General features: G+C 58.3%; 15 protein-coding genes. 5 read left to right on the top strand and 10 right to left on the bottom strand.

Translation table 11 applies throughout. From position 1 onward, the window contains the following. Positions 1-180: 180 nt before the first annotated feature. The 3 genes from BOSE62_RS16155 to BOSE62_RS16145 all read right to left on the bottom strand — a co-directional run bounded on the left by BOSE62_RS16155 (position 181) and on the right by BOSE62_RS16145 (position 3,904). Positions 181-1,527, bottom strand: a complete 1,347-nt coding sequence (locus BOSE62_RS16155) for a hypothetical protein (RefSeq protein ID WP_236554095.1) — start codon at positions 1,525-1,527, stop codon at positions 181-183. Continuing rightward, complete coding sequence (gene nhaA, locus BOSE62_RS16150) at positions 1,524-2,801, bottom strand: Na+/H+ antiporter NhaA (RefSeq protein WP_159647750.1); 1,278 nt, start codon at positions 2,799-2,801, stop codon at positions 1,524-1,526. The genes BOSE62_RS16155 and nhaA overlap by 4 nt, the downstream gene beginning before the upstream one ends. A gap of 101 nt (positions 2,802-2,902) precedes the next feature. Beyond that, entirely contained in the window at positions 2,903-3,904 is a 1,002-nt protein-coding gene (locus BOSE62_RS16145; RefSeq protein ID WP_159647749.1) for an LLM class flavin-dependent oxidoreductase, read from the bottom strand. Between the two features lie 202 nt (positions 3,905-4,106). Between BOSE62_RS16145 and BOSE62_RS16140 the strand changes: the two genes are divergently transcribed. Beyond that, positions 4,107-4,400: a hypothetical protein gene (locus tag BOSE62_RS16140; protein WP_159647748.1), complete on the top strand. Its 294-nt coding sequence runs from the start codon at positions 4,107-4,109 to the stop codon at positions 4,398-4,400. 29 nt (positions 4,401-4,429) lie between these two features. On the opposite strand, the gene gspN is transcribed toward BOSE62_RS16140, so the two are convergent. From gspN to ispG, 4 genes are all read right to left on the bottom strand, one after another. Further along, on the bottom strand, positions 4,430-5,149 hold the full coding sequence (gspN, locus tag BOSE62_RS16135; RefSeq protein WP_159647747.1) for a type II secretion system protein N: 720 nt from the start codon (positions 5,147-5,149) through the stop codon (positions 4,430-4,432). A 15-nt stretch (positions 5,150-5,164) separates the two neighbouring features. Then, entirely contained in the window at positions 5,165-5,650 is a 486-nt protein-coding gene (locus tag BOSE62_RS16130) for a thioredoxin family protein (protein ID WP_159647746.1), read from the bottom strand. An 86-nt stretch (positions 5,651-5,736) separates the two neighbouring features. After that, complete coding sequence (gene yghX, locus BOSE62_RS16125; RefSeq protein ID WP_159647745.1) at positions 5,737-6,633, bottom strand: YghX family hydrolase; 897 nt, start codon at positions 6,631-6,633, stop codon at positions 5,737-5,739. Positions 6,634-6,819: 186 nt separating this feature from the next. Continuing rightward, a complete protein-coding gene (ispG, locus tag BOSE62_RS16120) occupies positions 6,820-7,947 on the bottom strand; it encodes a flavodoxin-dependent (E)-4-hydroxy-3-methylbut-2-enyl-diphosphate synthase (protein WP_159647744.1) in 1,128 nt (375 codons plus the stop codon). An 87-nt stretch (positions 7,948-8,034) separates the two neighbouring features. Between ispG and BOSE62_RS16115 the strand changes: the two genes are divergently transcribed. Next, positions 8,035-9,144: an isoaspartyl peptidase/L-asparaginase family protein gene (locus tag BOSE62_RS16115; protein ID WP_159647743.1), complete on the top strand. Its 1,110-nt coding sequence runs from the start codon at positions 8,035-8,037 to the stop codon at positions 9,142-9,144. Between the two features lie 251 nt (positions 9,145-9,395). On the opposite strand, the gene BOSE62_RS16110 is transcribed toward BOSE62_RS16115, so the two are convergent. Next, positions 9,396-10,211, bottom strand: a complete 816-nt coding sequence (locus BOSE62_RS16110; RefSeq protein ID WP_159648099.1) for a zinc-dependent peptidase — start codon at positions 10,209-10,211, stop codon at positions 9,396-9,398. A gap of 436 nt (positions 10,212-10,647) precedes the next feature. Between BOSE62_RS16110 and BOSE62_RS16105 the strand changes: the two genes are divergently transcribed. The 3 genes from BOSE62_RS16105 (at position 10,648) to BOSE62_RS16095 (ending at position 14,455) form a co-directional block, all read left to right on the top strand. Then, entirely contained in the window at positions 10,648-11,940 is a 1,293-nt protein-coding gene (locus BOSE62_RS16105) for a S41 family peptidase (protein ID WP_159647742.1), read from the top strand. A 55-nt stretch (positions 11,941-11,995) separates the two neighbouring features. Next, entirely contained in the window at positions 11,996-13,519 is a 1,524-nt protein-coding gene (locus tag BOSE62_RS16100; RefSeq protein WP_159647741.1) for an acyl-CoA carboxylase subunit beta, read from the top strand. 675 nt (positions 13,520-14,194) lie between these two features. Continuing rightward, positions 14,195-14,455, top strand: a complete 261-nt coding sequence (locus BOSE62_RS16095) for a hypothetical protein (RefSeq protein WP_159647740.1) — start codon at positions 14,195-14,197, stop codon at positions 14,453-14,455. 13 nt (positions 14,456-14,468) lie between these two features. Here BOSE62_RS16095 and BOSE62_RS16090 read toward each other — a convergent pair whose 3' ends face one another. Further along, on the bottom strand, positions 14,469-15,560 hold the full coding sequence (locus tag BOSE62_RS16090; RefSeq protein ID WP_159647739.1) for an endonuclease/exonuclease/phosphatase family protein: 1,092 nt from the start codon (positions 15,558-15,560) through the stop codon (positions 14,469-14,471). 205 nt (positions 15,561-15,765) lie between these two features. Further along, positions 15,766-16,674 carry a haloalkane dehalogenase gene (locus BOSE62_RS16085; RefSeq protein ID WP_159647738.1) on the bottom strand — a complete coding sequence of 303 codons (909 nt, stop codon included), beginning with the start codon at positions 16,672-16,674 and terminating at the stop codon, positions 15,766-15,768. Positions 16,675-16,763: the final 89 nt, after the last annotated feature.

Here is a 16,763-nt window from a genome sequence, read left to right as displayed (position 1 = left end):
GCTTGCAATGCCGCTAGCTCTCCCGACTGATTCGGTAACCATATATGTACAAATTCCGCCCCGGACCGGTAATATCAGCCAAGCATTCCTGCCCCGCGCTGGTATTGATCAGCACCCGCCGGGGGCAAAGGAGAAATGCTATTGCCGCTATGATGCCGAAACGGGTCCAGCTTGGCGAAGTCACTCATCGGGCAACCGGCCCTCCACCAGATCCGCCGGTAACATCGGTTCGCTGAGCAACCGCTCCATCGCTTTCCAACGCCACACCGACGCGTCGCCCTGGGTTTCGATCCAGTCGCGGACCATTTCCATGCCGAGGCCATAGTTGATCACATAGCTGCGATATTGTTCGTTGAAATCGGTCATCTGCTCGGCCCGTTCACGGGAGACCAACTGATATTTCTGGTTGAGCGCAATGGCCTCCTCGCGGGAGATCCCGCCATCGAGATATTGCTGCGCGATTGTCATCCGCGCGCCGCTCAGCGCCTGTTTGGCAATTTGCAACGCCCAGTAAGCCGCCGCCGTGTCCGGATCGAGGCCGGCGAGCGGGTAGAGTATGTCGCGCTCGTATTCCAGCCGCTCCTGGCCGCTGAACGCGAGTTCGATGCCATAATTGGCAGAACCCTCGGCGATCAGGCTCTGCGGACTGTAGAGCGGGTAGATGGAAAATTCGCGCCAACCATGGCCATTGGTGAGATTTTGCTCGAGCAGCATGTTGTAGACATGATGGCCGGGATAGCCTTCGTGGCAGCCGAGATCGACGGCGCGACCGATGAAAATCGGCAGGTCGGTATTGACCTGGATCAGGCTTTGGTAGTCTCCCTGATAATAATTATAGCCGCTCCAGCTTTTGCCGGTGACAAATTCCAGTTTGAAATTCTCTCCAGCGGGCAGATCAAAATAATGCGCGGTCCGCGCCTTGCACTCGGCAATCGCGGTGTCGAACACCACCTGCAGCCGGTCCTTCGGAATGATATAGCCGCTTTCAAATGCCGCGACCCGCTGGCTGAGTGGTCCGTCGCCTGGAACGATATTTTCAATCTCTTCCAGCACCGGGTCAAATTCCGCCAGCGGCTTGAGGGCCGGCACCACTCCAAACAGTCCCCTGGCCTCGTCAGCAAAGGAAAATGTCTCTCCCAATATCATCGCGTGGCGGGTCATGGCCGCTTCAAGTTGCGCCATTAGGAAGCGCTTGCGCGTTTCGTTCAGAGGGTCGTCGCTGACCGGCAAGGTATCCAGCCGTTCCATCAGAACAACAATTGCATTGCCCAGTTCGCGCATGTCACGCGGATCGGATTTCGCGGCCTCCGCCCATTGCGACGGGCCATAATAGGCATCGACATAGCCAGCTTCCTGCTCACCCAGGGCGAGCGTCAGCTTTACATAGTCGGTTGCGATGGCATCGAGCGCGTTCCCCGCGTTCAGACCGGTTGCGTCGGTGATGATCGACGGTGTTGCCGGTCCTGCCTCCGCTGCTGCCCCGGCAAGGACCAGACAGGCAACAGCAGCAAGCCCGATAGACTTCACAGATTGTCTTTCAGTTTTTCTACTGTAGCATCCGGCAGCACGTCCAGCAGTTCTTCGGCCTCGCCATCCTCCAGCGATTCCAGATGGCGATCCTGCGGGGCAAATCGGAGAATACAATAGCCGACAACAGCCGACAGCAACGATCCGCCAAGCACACCGATCTTGGCTTCCTCGATCAGCAATTCATTGCCGGGAAAGGCCAGCGCGCCGATGAACAGACTCATCGTGAAACCGATACCACACAGCATTGCGACGCCATAGACCTGCAGCCAGCTGGCACCGCCCAGCCGTCCGGCAAAACCGGTTTTGACCGAGATCCAGACGCTGGCAAAAATGGCGATCTGCTTGCCGAAGAACAGACCGGCTGCAATGCCGAGCGGTAAAGGCGCGAAAATATGTTCGATACCAATGCCCTGGAGCGAGACACCGGCGTTGGCAAAGCCAAACACCGGCACGATCAGAAACGCGCTCCATGGCGCAATCGCATGTTCAAGCCGGTGAAGCGGAGAATTTTCCGCGTCCGGAGAGGTCGGCGTGACCACAATCGGAATGACCATAGCCGCCAATACGCCGGCTATTGTCGCGTGGACGCCGGACATCAGTACCGCATACCAGAGCAATGCGGCAAAGATCAGATAAGGCCAGAGCTTGAGCACCCCATTGCGGTTCATCGTGTACATGATCGCCAATATTGCGGCGCTAGCAAGCAGGGCTGCACCGTTGATCTCGGCCGTGTAGACCAGAGCGATGATCGCCACTGCCCCCATGTCGTCGACGATCGCGACAGTGACCAGAAACAGTTTGAGCGAGGTGGGTGCGCGCGGCCCTAGCAGGGCGAGCACACCGATAGCGAAAGCAATGTCAGTCGCCGCGGGAATGGCCCAGCCATTGTAGAGTGCCGGAACGTCCTTGACGATCAACAGATAGATCAGGGCCGGAACCGCCATCCCTGCCACAGCAGCGACCACTGGCAGACGCCGACGGTCCCAGCTATTGAGCCGTCCATCGACAAATTCCCGTTTGATTTCCAGCCCCACCAGCAGGAAGAAAATTGCCATCAATCCATCATTGATCCACAGATGCGGCGTCATCGGGCCCAATTTGCTCGACAGGGTTGGGCCCTTTATCTCGTGCAGAAAATGGTGATACATGTCGTACAGCGGACTATTGGCGACGATCATCGCCAGCGCGGCAGCGGCCATCAGCAATATGCCGCCCGCCGCTTCGCTTTTCAGAAAGTCGCGAAGCGCTGAATTTCTACCTGAGCGTGGCACTATTTTCTTCTCCCTTGGGGGGTCTGTCTCGGAATTTCGATTTTCCGGGTCATGCGCAGGCCCGGTGGTAAAATCAAGACCTGTGTGCAGGGAATTGAGCTCTAGGCAACAAGCAGATCGCGAACTTCAGCGGCAATGGTATAGCTTTTTTCCCGTGCCGCCTGATCGAAGATCGACCCGGAGATGATCAGCTCATCGGCACCGGTCCGCTTCACAAAGCTTTCGACTCCCTGTTTCACTGCCTCCGGCGCGCCGATGGCGCTGCCCTGCATGATCTGTCCGAGCATCGATTGCGCCTGCGGCGGCAGGCTTTCGCGATAGCCTTCCACCGGTGGTGGCATCTTGCCCGGATTGCCGGTGCGCAGCGCAACAAAGCTCTGCATCATCGAACTGGCCAAATATTCCGCTTCTGCATCGCTGTCTGCGGCAAAAATATTGAAGCCGCACAGGACATAGGGCTCGGCGAGCTGCTCCGACGGCTTGAAATCACGGCGATAAATTGTCAGCGCCTCGTCGAGCATCTGCGGTGCGAAATGCGACGCAAAGGCATAAGGCAGGCCAAGAGCCGCCGCCAGTTGCGCACCAAACAGGCTGCTGCCGAGAATATAGAGCGGGATATGGCTGCCCTGCCCCGGTGTGGCCTGAATGCCCAGCCGGTCGTCTCCCGCCAGAAACGCCTGCAGCTCCAGAACATCGCGCGGAAATTCATTGGCATCGCTGTTAAGATTGCGGCGCAAGGCCTGCGCTGTCCGCTGGTCCGATCCCGGCGCACGGCCCAGCCCCAGATCAACCCGCCCCGGAAACAGCGCTTCCAGCGTCCCGAACTGTTCGGCAATGACCATCGGTGCGTGATTGGGCAGCATGATGCCTCCGGCACCGATGCGGATTGTCTTGGTCCCGTGGCCGATATGCGACAGAGCGACGGCTGTGGCGGCACTGGCAATGCCCTCCATCCCGTGATGTTCGGCCATCCAGAACCGCTCGTAGCCCAGCGCCTCAGCATGCCGGGCAAGCGCCAGCGACCGGTCAAGCGCGGTTTGGACATCACTGCCCTGCGGTACCGGGGAAAGATCGAGAATAGAAAATTTCAGTTTGTTTGCCATGGGTTTATGTTACTCCTGAACCTTCAAATGAGGTCTGCATCTTCCGATATCAACTCCCGGCTAAACCGACCGGCGGGGGAGAAATGGCTTTATCTTCGGATTTCAACTATGTAAATTCATGTAAATTACAGAATTTTGCGAACGATTCGATACACTCTGTGACCAGGAGAGCCGTGCGAACACAGTTGGAAGGAAGCTCTCTATGCCATCTCCAGTCAGCGTCGAAGTCGTAATTGGTCTCTATCTGGTTCTGGCCTTTTTCTTTTCCGCACTGCTGGTACGTTTTTTCGGCCAGTCCTCCCTGTCAAAGTCAATCCGGCGCCATTTCTATATTTTTCCCGCCATTCCCCTCATAGCCATTGTCGTACTTCTGCTGAAAATGCTCTGGTACCTGATCCTCTATCCGACCCGTCTGTTACGATTCCTGTTTGAGAAGCTGTCGGGGAAAAAGACCTTCCGCAAAAGAAAATATCACGCCTTTTTCTTCGGCAGCTGACGGGACGAGCCGCGTTCCGCCGGCAAGAATCAACGCGCCAGTTGACCCGCCACCTTTATCGCATAGCCGTCCGGCACCGAACGAAAGCCGAGCGTCGGGAGCAGCAATGTCCAGGCACGGTCGTTGCCCGATAGGAACAGACGCGCGGTGTAAAAGCCGTTTCCCTGCAGCTTGAGCGTCAGCTGTTCCATGCCCGATCCGCTTTGCAGCGGCAGCACCAGCACCCCGTCCTGACATTGGGCATTGCCGAGCAGCCCCTGTTTGAGGTTCAATCCCGGAATATTTGCGTCGAGGGAAACCCGCACCTGACCGCTCGCCGACTGGCAACGGCCACCGGCAAAGCTGATGCTGACCGCCTGCAGCTCCATAACCGAGGCCGGCAGAGGCGCAAGCTGACTGCCAAGATTCAGCACGGTCGTGGCATCCTGCACCAGCAGGCTATTCCCGGACTTGCCGACAGTAGCGACCAGTCCGGCATCGCCGGCGACCGGCGGCCGTTCCAGGTCCATCAATATTCGACCAGTCAGCAACGGCAGTACCCGAACCCCGGCATCGAGATCGCCCAAGGGGAACGGTCCGAGCTGCGCGCCCTCGATCCGGCCGTTCCAGACCGATCCGCTGATCGCCTTGGCCGAGAAACGCGAACCTTCCAGCCCCGCCATGCCTACGGCTAGTCTTAGCGGCAGGAAGAACAAGGCCACGGCGATCACCGCCAACAGGATCAGAACATAGGTCAATGCGCGGGGCACCTGCTTTCCTTCGGTTCAGGGTTCGAGAGAAAATTGGTCGAAATAGGCAAAAATATCGGCTTCCGCGCGGCTCGCGGCATTGCGCCATTTCGGAGCAGACTTGCGGTTGAGCAACACCCCGTCCGCCGACAATATCAGCACCGTTGGCGTGCCCTCGATCGATTTGATACCAAAACGCCGGGCGATATCGATATTCCGGTCTTTGTAACCGACATCGACATAGACAAGCTCATATTTATCCTGCAGCATCGCGGCGAAACGCGGCTCGGCAAACCACCCGGCCAGACCGCGGCTGTCATGGCACCAGTTGGCACCCATAACGACAATCACTCGTTTTTCTGAAGACAGCGCACGCGCCAGCGCGGCGTCGATCAGCGCCGATGCGTTGGCTTCCTGCTCGAACGGCCGGGCTTCCGGATGATCACCGCCATGCGGAACGGCCGATAAAGCGGAGAGCGGAACAAGGGCCAGACTGGCCAGAACAAGCAGCAAGAATCTCATCCACCGGCTATTACACTTCCAGCGGTGTGAGGGAACAGGCTTTTGTCAGGCCGGGGCCGTGCAGCAACGGACTGCCCCCGTACCCGCTAGCCGCGTAGATGCGTATCGAAAAACGCCAGCGTCCGCCGCCACGACAGCGTTGCCGCTTCCTCGTCGTAACGCGGGGTCGTGTCATTGTGGAAACCGTGGTTCACATCGGGATAGAAATGCACGCTATATTCTTTCTGGTGCTCGGAAAGAGCCGCCTCATAAGCTGGCCAGCCGGCGTTGATCCGTTCGTCATTTCCGGCATGATGGATCATCAGCGGCGCCTCGATCGCCGGAGCATCGGCGGCTTCCGGCTGGCGTCCGTAATAAGGCACCGACGCGGCAAGATCGGGATAAGCCACCGCCAGCGCATTGCACACGCCTCCGCCGTAGCAGAAACCGACCGCACCCACATTGCCGGTCGAACCGTCATGATCGCGCAGAAATTCAAAAGCGGCGAAAAAATCTTCCATCAGCTTGGCGCCGTCCAGCGTCCGCTGCATTGTCCGTCCGTCGTCGTCATTGCCGGGATAGCCACCCAAGGGGGACAGGCCGTCGGGTGCCAGCGCCAGATAGCCGGCCTTGGCAACCCGCCGCGCGACATCCTCGATATAGGGATTCAGACCGCGATTTTCGTGGATCACCAGCACAGCAGGCAGCTTGCCCGTCGCTCCAACCGGTTTCGCCATCAGCGCGTTAATCTTGCCATGACCTTCCGGGCTGTCGTAGCTGATCCGCTCGACCGTGATCGCCGGGTCGTTCGGCTCGACCTGCGCTGCCCAGGCATAATCGGGCTGCAACTGATCGAGGATCATCGCCCCGGTCACGCCCGCTGCGGCAAATTTCCCCGCCTGTCTGATAAAGTCCCGCTTCGAGATCATGCCATGCACATAGCCGTCGAATATCTCGAGAATATGGGGGTGGAAGTCGCTTGCGCGCTTGCGGGTCGAAGTCATGATGGATCATCCTTCAGCGAAAATGGGCAGAATCTTGCCCGAGCATAGCATAGAATGAATCATTGAAAATCCCGTTCTTGTTGAGCCTGTCGAAGCGCCCTGATTCCTCCAGCACTGAAGAAGTGCGAGCCTAGAGAATTCCTGCAGCTAGCTCAGGATGAACGGTCATTCTGACCGCGCAACCCTTCAGGCCGCCTCGCTGACCCCCGCTTCGATCTCCGCTGCCTTCGCCTCGACCAACTTCACAATATGATCGACCATATCTTCGTCCGCGACATGGTGATCGGTAACACCGGACAGATAGACCATATGCTTGCCCTTGCCGCCGCCGGTGATGCCGATGTCGGTCTCGCGCGCCTCGCCCGGGCCGTTGACGACGCAGCCCAGTACCGAGAGTGACAGCGGCGTGCGGATATGTTGTAGCCGTTCCTCGAGCTTCTGCACCGTGCGGATCACGTCGAAACCCTGCCGCGCGCAACTAGGGCAGCTGACCACCCGGACGCCGCGCGTTCGCAGACCGAGCGCCTTGAGCATCTCATAACCGACGCGCACTTCCTCCTCGGGTTCGGCCGACAGGCTTACCCGGATCGTGTCGCCAATCCCGGCCCAGAGCAGATTGCCCATGCCGATCGAGCTTTTCACCGTGCCGCCGATCAGACCCCCGGCCTCGGTGATGCCGAGATGCAGCGGGCAGTCCACCGCGTCAGCCAGCTGAGAATAGGCCGCGACGGCAAGAAACACGTCCGACGCCTTCACCGCGACCTTGAACTCGTGAAAATCATGGTCCTGCAAAATCTTGATATGGTCGAGCGCGCTTTCGACCAAAGCCTCGGGACAGGGCTCGCCATATTTTTCGAGCAGGTCCTTTTCCAGACTGCCCGCGTTCACGCCAATCCGGATCGCGCAACCGTTGGACTTTGCCGCGTCGATAACTTCCCGCACCCGCGCCGAAGAACCGATATTGCCCGGATTGATCCGCAGACAGGCCGCGCCCGCCTCCGCCGCTTCGATCCCGCGCTTATAGTGGAAATGGATATCCGCGACGATCGGTACATTGCTCGCCCGGACAATTTGCTTCAGCGCCGCCGTGCTCTCGACATCGGGACAGGACACGCGGATGATATCAACGCCCGCCTCTTCGCAGCGGCGGATCTGGTCGATCGTCGCCTTGGCGTCGGACGTCAGCGTATTGGTCATCGTCTGCACGGTAATCGGCGCATCGCCACCGACCGGAACATCACCGACCATGATCTGGCGGGACTTGCGCCGGTCAATATCGCGCCAGGGTCGCAGCGACGGATTGTCTGAAGTCATATCTTTGCTCTTGTCAGAAGGGCTCGTTTGCCGAACATATACGCTGTCCACCGCCAAATGATAAGTGCCAATCGGGAGAGCATCGATATGATTCGCTATTTACTCAAAAGGCTGGGCCTGTCCCTCGCGCTCTCGGCAGCGACAACAACGGTGAATGCGCAGGATCGGCTGGACGGGGAAGCAGATTGGTCCATCGCCATTCATGGCGGCGCGGGGACGATCGAACGAGACAGGATCACGCCTGAGAAAGATGCGGAAATCAGGACAGCACTGAACGCGGCCCTGACAATCGGCTCGGACATATTGAGAAACGGCGGCACCGCAATGGACGCTGTCACCGCCACCATCGTCTCGCTGGAGAACAATCCCAATTTCAACGCTGGCAAAGGCGCGGTGTTCACTTGGGACAAGACCAACGAGCTCGACAGCAGCATCATGGACGGCAGCGACCTGTCTGCTGGCGCCGTTGCCGGGATCAACGGCACGAAAAACCCGATACTGCTGGCCCGCGCGGTCAAGGATAAAAGCCCGCATGTGATGCTGTCCGGCGAAGGCGCTAACCAGTTCAGCCGCGAACAGGGGCTGGAACAGGTGTCACCGGATTATTACGCCACGCCCTATCGCCTGAAACAGATCGACGACCTGCGCGCCAAAAAGGTCAGCGCCGCCGATGTGGATTACAAGTTCGGCACGGTTGGAGCGGTCGCCATGGACCGGCAGGGCCATATGGCCGCGGGCACGTCGACCGGCGGCATGACCGGCAAGCGCTGGGGCCGGATCGGCGACAGTCCGGTGATCGGCGCCGGCACCTATGCCGACAACCGTAGCTGCGCGATTTCCGCCACCGGCTCGGGCGAATATTTCATCCGTCTCGGCGTCGCCCACGAAATCTGCGCCCGCATCCGGATGCGCTTTCCCGAGGCGATCAAGGAAGCGCAACGGGCGGTGCCGAAAGATGCCGACGGCAATGACACTTATGTCGTCCACGCCAGCGAATTCATGTCATCCGATTCGGAAATCCAACAAATAGCCGATGATGTAATCGCCGAACTGGGCGAACTGGGTGGCGACGGCGGCATCATCTATGCAACACCATGGGGACAGGTCGGCTATAGTTTCAACACCGCCGGTATGTATCGCGGACGCGCAACCAGCGAGCGCGAACCAAGTGTCGCAATTTACGGGGATGAAGAATGAACAGGCGACAGCATAGAAATACGAAATCCAATATCCGCTGAAGACGCAAAAAACGGGCGTTGCGAATCGCGCGTGAGCAACATCGGCTTTCGCCACGCTAGCGGTCGCCGGCGTTGGCACGATTTAATGGCTGTTAAGGACGCAAAAGGGACGTCGGAAATACTCGGATAATATGTTCACTCATGACCCGGTTATCGGGTCTCCAACATTGACTGCATTGCTCGATAGCCGGGATTCACAGTCAGCCTAGCCTAATCCCAATGCGCGGGATCTAGCGCCAGCAGTTCCGACAGCTGCGCATAGAGCGCTGGCTCCTCGCGATGCATCAACCGTGGTTTTTCAAAAAACGCGACAATCGCTTCGGCAAAAAACTCCTGATGGTTGTTTGCGCCATAGGGATCGATGAGGGTGTTGTGTCCACGTTCAACACGTTCCACATGCTTGTGGAAGGCATCCAGCATGGCTTTTTCCCAGCCCTCGTACGCTTGCCCCTTGCGCAAGATCGGTATGCCATTGGTGTCGCCGGTCAGGCTGTCCAGCTGGTGCGCAAATTCGTGGATGACGACATTGTGTCCATCGTCTTCACCGAGCCCCCCGTGAAGCGCATGCTCCCATGACAAGATAACCGGCCCCCTGGCCCAGCTTTCGCCAAGCATCGAGTGCCTGCCCTCATGGACGACAAGTCCGTCATGAGAGTTGCGGTGTATGTGAAAAGCGGAAGGATGGACCAACACGTTTCTGATCGTATTGTACCAGGCCGGACTGTTGGCAATTAACAAGCAGGCTTGAGCGGCGATCGAGAGCCTGATTTCCTCGGTTATCTCGAGACCTTGATTGCCTCGGAAGGTGACCTGATCGAGAAATAGATTGATTTTCCCTTCCAACTTGGGACGCAATGTTTCCGGTAGCCGGCGCACAATCGGCACCAGCCTAGCGATCACTTCGCGCTGTTCTGAAGTCAGCGGTGTCGCCAACAGTTGTTCGCGCCGACGCTTCCTCGCCCAGTTCCGATATGAAAGCACTGCGACAATTGCCAATGCACCAAGGAGGAAGAACAACCAGCTCATGCTAAGGAAGTAAAAACGAAAGATGCAAAATACAATAGCGGTACAAGCAACGCCTGTGCAGCCGTTCACGCCACTGGATGTGCAACGAGGCGGTGGGATAGCAGTCAATGGAACATGCCAGTTTAAGTCGGAAGAATAGCTAGCATCCAGTGATCCTGTCCTACATTGCTGCAACGCGTTATACCGGTCAGATGGTTGACGCAGGATGAGACTATGCGATCAAGGCTGCCTTTTTTGAAAGGTTACACTCGGCGGATCCCGACCTTGGAGTGCACACCGGTTTTCTGCGCTATCCAGCCAAAGGTCACAGAAAATAACCAGGCCTCTTTGTTTAAAGTTCGCCTGGACCGGCAATAATCCTGAAAGAGGATGTTGCAATAGACGGGCGGACTTGCGACGGAGACAGGAAAAATTTCGCAATGCCTGAGGAACAAGAATGAAAAAACTGGCCAAAGCGATTTCACCGGTGCTGGCGCTTTTCATAGTCGCGCCGGTATATGCAGGGGTGCAGGCACCGTCCGAGCAGACCAAGAGCGCCGAAACTTTTGATGCCGGGCAAGCCTGGCAGGAGTTTGAAGACCAGTTCCGTCTGTTCTACGCTTATGCGCAGCGTAGCGACATCGACGTCGAGGCGCAGCTTGCACGATCGAAGGCTCTGGCCGTGCAAGCCCCTGACCGCGACATATTTCGGAAGATCCTGCACCAGACAGCGCTAACCTTTTCCGACCCGCATTTCATAGTCGGCCCCTTTGACGAGACCGACTATTCGATCATTCCCACCGGATCGGATATCGCGACCCGCTATGCCGGTGGCCGCTTTCATGTCGCCGATGTCCGCGCCGGTTCCGCTGCGGACAAGGCCGGCATCCGCCCCGGCTGGCAAATTGTCTCGGCGGACGGAATCGCAATGAGCGCCGCCGCGATCCGGCCTTACGGGAAACTGCTGCCCGAGCCGACGGACCGGCAGAGAAATTACGGCGCGATGCTCGCGGTCAGCGGCTTGCGCAATCAGCCGCGCACTCTCGTCTTTGAGGTCGACGGGAAGAACCGCACGATCAACCTGCCGGCCAGCTATGATCTCGGCAAATCCATAAGCGCCGGCCCGTTGCTCGAGACGCACAGGAATGGCGATATCGGCATCATCCGCATCAACAATGCGCTGGGCAATAATGACCTGATCCCGGCTTTCGACCGGGCTGTTGCCAGCCTGTCCGACACGCGGGCGATGATCATCGACCTGCGCAACACGCCCAGCGGCGGCAATACCGAGGTCGCGCGCAGCATCATTGGTCATTTCGTGACGGACACACGATCCTACCAGATTCACGAAATTCCCAGTCTAGAGCGGGAATTTACCGTGCCCCGCCGTTTCATCGAGCAGGTCAAGCCGCGCAACCCGCAATATCAGGGGCCGCTCGTCGTGCTCGGCGGTCGCTGGACCGGCAGCATGGGCGAAGGGCTGGTCATCGGTCTGGATGCGGCGGCCGGTGCCCATACGATTGCCTCCGACATGGCGGATCTGCTGGGCGCCCTCTCCAATATCACTCTTGCGAAATCCGGAGCGCGCATGGATCTCGGGACAGAAACGCTGTTTCACGTCAATGGCACGCCGCGCGAGGATTATATCGCCGATATGAAACTGGAATCGGCAGACCGTGATGCCGATGGCAACGATCCCGCCATGCGCAGCGCGCTGGAATATCTCGGGCGCGAATTGGACAGGTCTTGATGCCAGGGCGCGATTCCCGCTTCCCCTGCCTTAACCAGTCGGTTAAACGCAGGATATGACATGGAAACCCGAACTGGAAGAACTGGCCGAGCGCCAGCGGCTGGCCGAAAAAATGGGCGGCGAGGAAAAAGTCTCCCGCCAGCATGGCCGCGGAAAACTTGATGCGCGGGCGCGGATTGCGGGGATTGTCGATGAAGGCAGCTTCCGCGAGATCGGCAAGATTGCAGGGCGCGGGACCTATGCCGAGGACGGGACGTTCGAGGATTTCGCGCCGAGCAATCTGATCTTCGGTCGCGCCAATATCGAAGGCCGTCCAGTGGTTGCTTCTGCCGATGATTTCACGGTGCGCGGCGGAGCCGCTGATGCCGCCCTGCACCGGAAATTCACCCAGTGCGAAAAAATGGCCCATACGCTGGGCATTCCGATGATCCGGATGATCGACGGCACCGGCGGCGGTGGTTCGGTCAAAAGCCTCGAGGATATGGGATTTACCTATGTCCCGGCAGTGCCGGGCTGGGAAGATATCATCAAGAACCAAGATACGGTTCCGGTGGTGGCCCTGGCGCTCGGACCGACGGCGGGCATGGGCGCGGCGCGCACCGTCGCCAGTCATTATTCGATCATGGTCAAGGGACTGTCCCAGATTTTCGCTGCCGGTCCCGCGGTCGCCGCCGCGATTGGCGATGATCTCAGCAAGGAGCAATTGGGCGGCTCAGAGATCCACACCACCAACGGCGTGGTTGACGAAGAGGTCGCCAGCGAGACCGAGGCCTTTGTCACCGCCCGCAAATTCCTGTCCTACTTGCCGAGCAACGTGAACCAGCTGGCCGCCCGGACCGAGAACTGGGACCCGGTCGATCGCAAGGACGAAAGCCTGCTTTCTGCCGTGCCGCGGGAGGACAAGCAGGTCTATTCGATGCGCAAGATCATGACATCGGTATTCGACGAAGGCTCGGTATTTGAAATGGGCAAGCGCTGGGGCCGGGCCGCGATCACCGCCTTTGCCCGGCTCGACGGCTGGCCGGTGGCGGTACTCGCCAACGATCCGTCGTTCCTGGGCGGATCCTGGGAAGCCAAATCATCGGAAAAGGTCGAGCGCTTTGCCAAGCTGGCCGAGCAATTCCAACTGCCGGTCGTCCACCTGATCGACAATCCCGGCTTCATGATCGGCGGCGACGCCGAGCGCACCGGCACCATCCGCTATGGCGTGCAGGCGATGAACGCGGTCTATAAAGCGACCGTGCCATGGGCCAGTGTCATCGTCCGCCGCGCCTATGGCATCGCCGGCAGCGCGATGAGCAATGCCGAGAATTTCCAGTACCGCTTTGCCTGGCCCTCGGGCGACTGGGGCTCGCTGCCGATCGCCGGTGGCCTCGAGGTCGCCTACAAGAGCGATATCGAAAGCGCTGCTGATCCGGCCGCGCGACTGGCCGAGATCAGGGCCAAGCTCGACAAGGTTACCTCGCCTTTCCGCACCGCCGAGCAGTTCAGCGTCGAGGATATCATCGATCCGCGCGAAACCCGGCCCCTGCTGTGTGAATTTGCCGATCTGGCCTGGCGGAAGCTGGACGCCAGCTGATACGGGCAGCGCTTTTCCGGAGTCCAGCGGGATCGCCGGCCCCATTGTGCTGACCAAACGGCAGCAACCGCACCGACCCATCGATAATGACCAGATGGCGTGTAAAATTGTGAATAATTTCCATTCAAAGACAGGCAATTGCCCGGTCCTGTGTTAAACATCACCGGGAAATGACGAAAATATCCTATCGTTTCCGGACAGCATAACTATCATTTCATCTACCAAAAGAAACGGTTCATCGCTGGTACAGCAACCAAATGGCATGTGATACGCAGTAACAGCAATGGGTTCGGCACAATGTAGCGGGACAAAAGCTTTTAGAGTTAGGGACAAGAGGTTCTAGAGCACTGGAAATCGTCATTTTGATACTCGTAGCGCAAAAAGTTGCGCGGTTCTAGTTCGATATGATCAACTCCTTCGCCGGTNGCTCAGAGCCTTCTAAGACGTCGATGCGCCCGCTCTGCGCATTTCGCCGGCACTCCAATTTGTCTTGACCAGCGCTGTCTAATTAACCATTCAATTTAGACAACAGAGTTGAACGCCAATTTTGGATTGAGGTAACGCGAGTGCCCCTGAAAACTGCGATCCGTCCCACGATATCCCATCTTATGTCGCGTTATCCCGGCACTCCAGAACCTCTAGTCCCCTAACACACAAGCAAGGAAGGACGAAACGATGTACTTATCTCCGAGATCATTCATCAATCAGCCTGTTCAACCATTGGCCGAGCAGGATCAGGGGCGCGGCTATCAGCCGCTCTACCATCTGGACATCGTCAATCGCTGCCCCGGCTGCGGCAAATCGCACTGGCACGTCGGCCGGATCAGCGCCGAATGCGCCCATTGCGAAACCGCGCTCCCTCTGGCGATGGTCGCAAGCCAGCCGATGCAGCCGCGTTTTACCGAACATCTCAGCAAAACCGCGATGGTCGCCTGACTGCGGCTGCGATTCAGTTCGACCGCATGCGTTCCAGATAGGCGGCCGCTGCATTTGACTTGATCCGCACCCACATCGGTTTGTGGTCGGATAGCTGATATGTCCGCCAGCTGCTCTTGTAATATTTGCCCAGCGCCGCGCCCTGCTTGTCCTTTCCGCCGGCTTTCTTCCTCAATTCCTTTTCATATTCCAGCGCATCGCCATCCCGATAGACCGACTTGAATATCTCGAAAATGCCCGCATTGGCCTTTTTCGGATCGTCGGTCTGCCGGTCGATGAAATTCAGCGTGGCGTCATCGGTCATGAAGGCGATCTGGTCATAATATTTGCTCAGGTCTAGATTGGACGGCCGGTTGAGAGCATTGGGAATCCGGAAACCGTGCCGCTTCAGCGCCGTCATCGTCTCGTGATCGGGATGGACGATATTGAAATCACCCAAAAGGATCAACGACCGCCCCTCCTTTTGGGCTTGCTCGGCACGATCGGCGAAATAGTCGGCGACGCGGTCGATTTCCTGAACCCTTTGCTGCAATTTAGATCCCGATGAGGAACCGTAGAAAAGGTGCACTGTACAGATATCAAACTTGAACCAGCCGGACTGGAACGCCGTGATGAAGGGCGAGCGCCGGAACTGCTTGCCCTGAAACAGTTCGCCACCCTCTCCCGCCGTGTCATCGGTGATCAGCATGTCGGTCGGCAGAACGATTTCGCCGGCGATATTCTGGAACCGCACCTTGCGCTTGTCATAGAGATAGAGCAGCCGTTCACCGCCGCTGCCCAACTTGTGATGGGTCTTGTCCGAGGCAATGAAATCATAATCCGGACCCAGCCGGTCCATGACCGCGCGCCAGTCATCGAGATCGACCACCTCCTGCACCGCGACGAAGTCGAAGCGGGACAATATCTCGGCTATATACATCAGGCTTTCCGGCAGCCGCCGGACCTTGCCGAAATTGCGGATATTCCAGGTCGCCAGCAGCAGCGTCTGCTCGCTGTCCTTGTCGGGCAACTCGCGATCGAGCTGGCCGATCAGCCGCTCGAGATTACCGACGACGCGTGGCCGATCGTTTTTCGGAATATATTTGAGATAATAATATTGCGGCATGCGGCTTCTCCCATTTGCAGGAACCAGAACATGCGACCGATTATCTTTTGCCGGTCCATAGCTGATTTTGGTGCTGTAGGACAGTCTCGATCAATCGATGCCGTTCATTCCGAGCTTGTCGAACCCAAGGTCAGCGAAGCTGGCGGCGCCTGTCGACTGGAGGGCATCTCTCCTTTGCCATCGTGGCCACCCGCCCCGTCTCGCCCTAAAGATCGTCAAATGCCTTTAGCGCAGCCGGAGCGACAATATCGCCCCATTCCTGCACGAAATGACCGGCCTCTTCGATCAGCAGTGGCTCGGGACAGCCCCTGATCAAGCCGTGCATCATCTTCATCACCGGCGGACCGAGCACCGGATCGGAGCCGCCGATCGCCATGAAGCTGGGCCCCGTCCATTCGCTGCTCCAGTAAGCCGCAGCCTGCTTGCTGACTTGGACACCGTCCATATCCGGTTCGACCGGCACCAGCGCCGGGAATGTCCGCGCGCCGGCCTGATAGCGGTCATCCGGATAAGGCGCATTATAGGCAGCAATCTCCTCCTCGCCCATCTCCGGCGTGCCGCGCGCGATGATCTGGCCGGCATCAAAGACCGGAACGGTCAGTGCATATTCCTTCCAGGCGTTGAAGCCGTCGCCCGCGCCTGTCCCAAGTCCCAGCGCCGTGTTCATTATGATTAGCCGCGACAATCGTGGCTCGAAAGCTTCGTCTACCGGCAGCGTCAGGCCGATCAACCCGCCCCAGTCCTGCACCACCAGGGTGATATTCTGCAGATCCAGCCGCTCCACCAGCGCCAGTATATGGTTGCGGTGGAAGTCAAATGTATAGGTTTCCAGTTCGGTCGGCTTGTCGGAGCGACCGAAGCCGAAGAAATCCGGGCATACCACCCGCCCGCCTTTGGTAGTAAAATGCGGGATCATCTTGCGATAGAGAAACGACCAGCTCGGCTCGCCATGCAGGCACAAGAATGTTGTCTCCGCATCAACCGGCCCGGTATCAACCCAGGCGGCGCGCAGCCCCTCGTAGCCGGGCAGATCATCGGCATAGTGAACCGGTACGTCAAAGTCCGGGATATCGGCGAAACGCTCATCGGGCGTGCGCAGGGCGGCAATAGTCATGCTGAATATCCTCTTCTGTTTCGGCCAGCATAGCAGATGTCAGTGCCAGCAAGAAAGGGACCAGCTGCGCCAAAGTTCGTCAAAGTTCA

Source organism: Sphingorhabdus sp. 109 (assembly GCF_902506555.1).
Taxonomy (GTDB): Bacteria; Pseudomonadota; Alphaproteobacteria; order Sphingomonadales; family Sphingomonadaceae; genus Parasphingorhabdus.
The sequence above is the reverse complement of the archived record's forward strand: the minus strand, read 5'-3'. Positions and strand labels throughout refer to the sequence as shown.

Coding starts and splice junctions, on each gene's coding strand:
- BOSE62_RS16145 (WP_159647749.1), bottom strand. CDS start 3,904: ATGGCAAACAAACTGAAATTTTCTATTCTCGATCTTTCCCCGGTACCG.
- BOSE62_RS16140 (WP_159647748.1), top strand. CDS start 4,107: ATGCCATCTCCAGTCAGCGTCGAAGTCGTAATTGGTCTCTATCTGGTT.
- BOSE62_RS16130 (WP_159647746.1), bottom strand. CDS start 5,650: ATGAGATTCTTGCTGCTTGTTCTGGCCAGTCTGGCCCTTGTTCCGCTC.
- yghX (WP_159647745.1), bottom strand. CDS start 6,633: ATGACTTCGACCCGCAAGCGCGCAAGCGACTTCCACCCCCATATTCTC.
- ispG (WP_159647744.1), bottom strand. CDS start 7,947: ATGACTTCAGACAATCCGTCGCTGCGACCCTGGCGCGATATTGACCGG.
- BOSE62_RS16115 (WP_159647743.1), top strand. CDS start 8,035: ATGATTCGCTATTTACTCAAAAGGCTGGGCCTGTCCCTCGCGCTCTCG.
- BOSE62_RS16110 (WP_159648099.1), bottom strand. CDS start 10,211: ATGAGCTGGTTGTTCTTCCTCCTTGGTGCATTGGCAATTGTCGCAGTG.
- BOSE62_RS16105 (WP_159647742.1), top strand. CDS start 10,648: ATGAAAAAACTGGCCAAAGCGATTTCACCGGTGCTGGCGCTTTTCATA.
- BOSE62_RS16100 (WP_159647741.1), top strand. CDS start 11,996: ATGACATGGAAACCCGAACTGGAAGAACTGGCCGAGCGCCAGCGGCTG.
- BOSE62_RS16095 (WP_159647740.1), top strand. CDS start 14,195: ATGTACTTATCTCCGAGATCATTCATCAATCAGCCTGTTCAACCATTG.
- BOSE62_RS16090 (WP_159647739.1), bottom strand. CDS start 15,560: ATGCCGCAATATTATTATCTCAAATATATTCCGAAAAACGATCGGCCA.
- BOSE62_RS16085 (WP_159647738.1), bottom strand. CDS start 16,674: ATGACTATTGCCGCCCTGCGCACGCCCGATGAGCGTTTCGCCGATATC.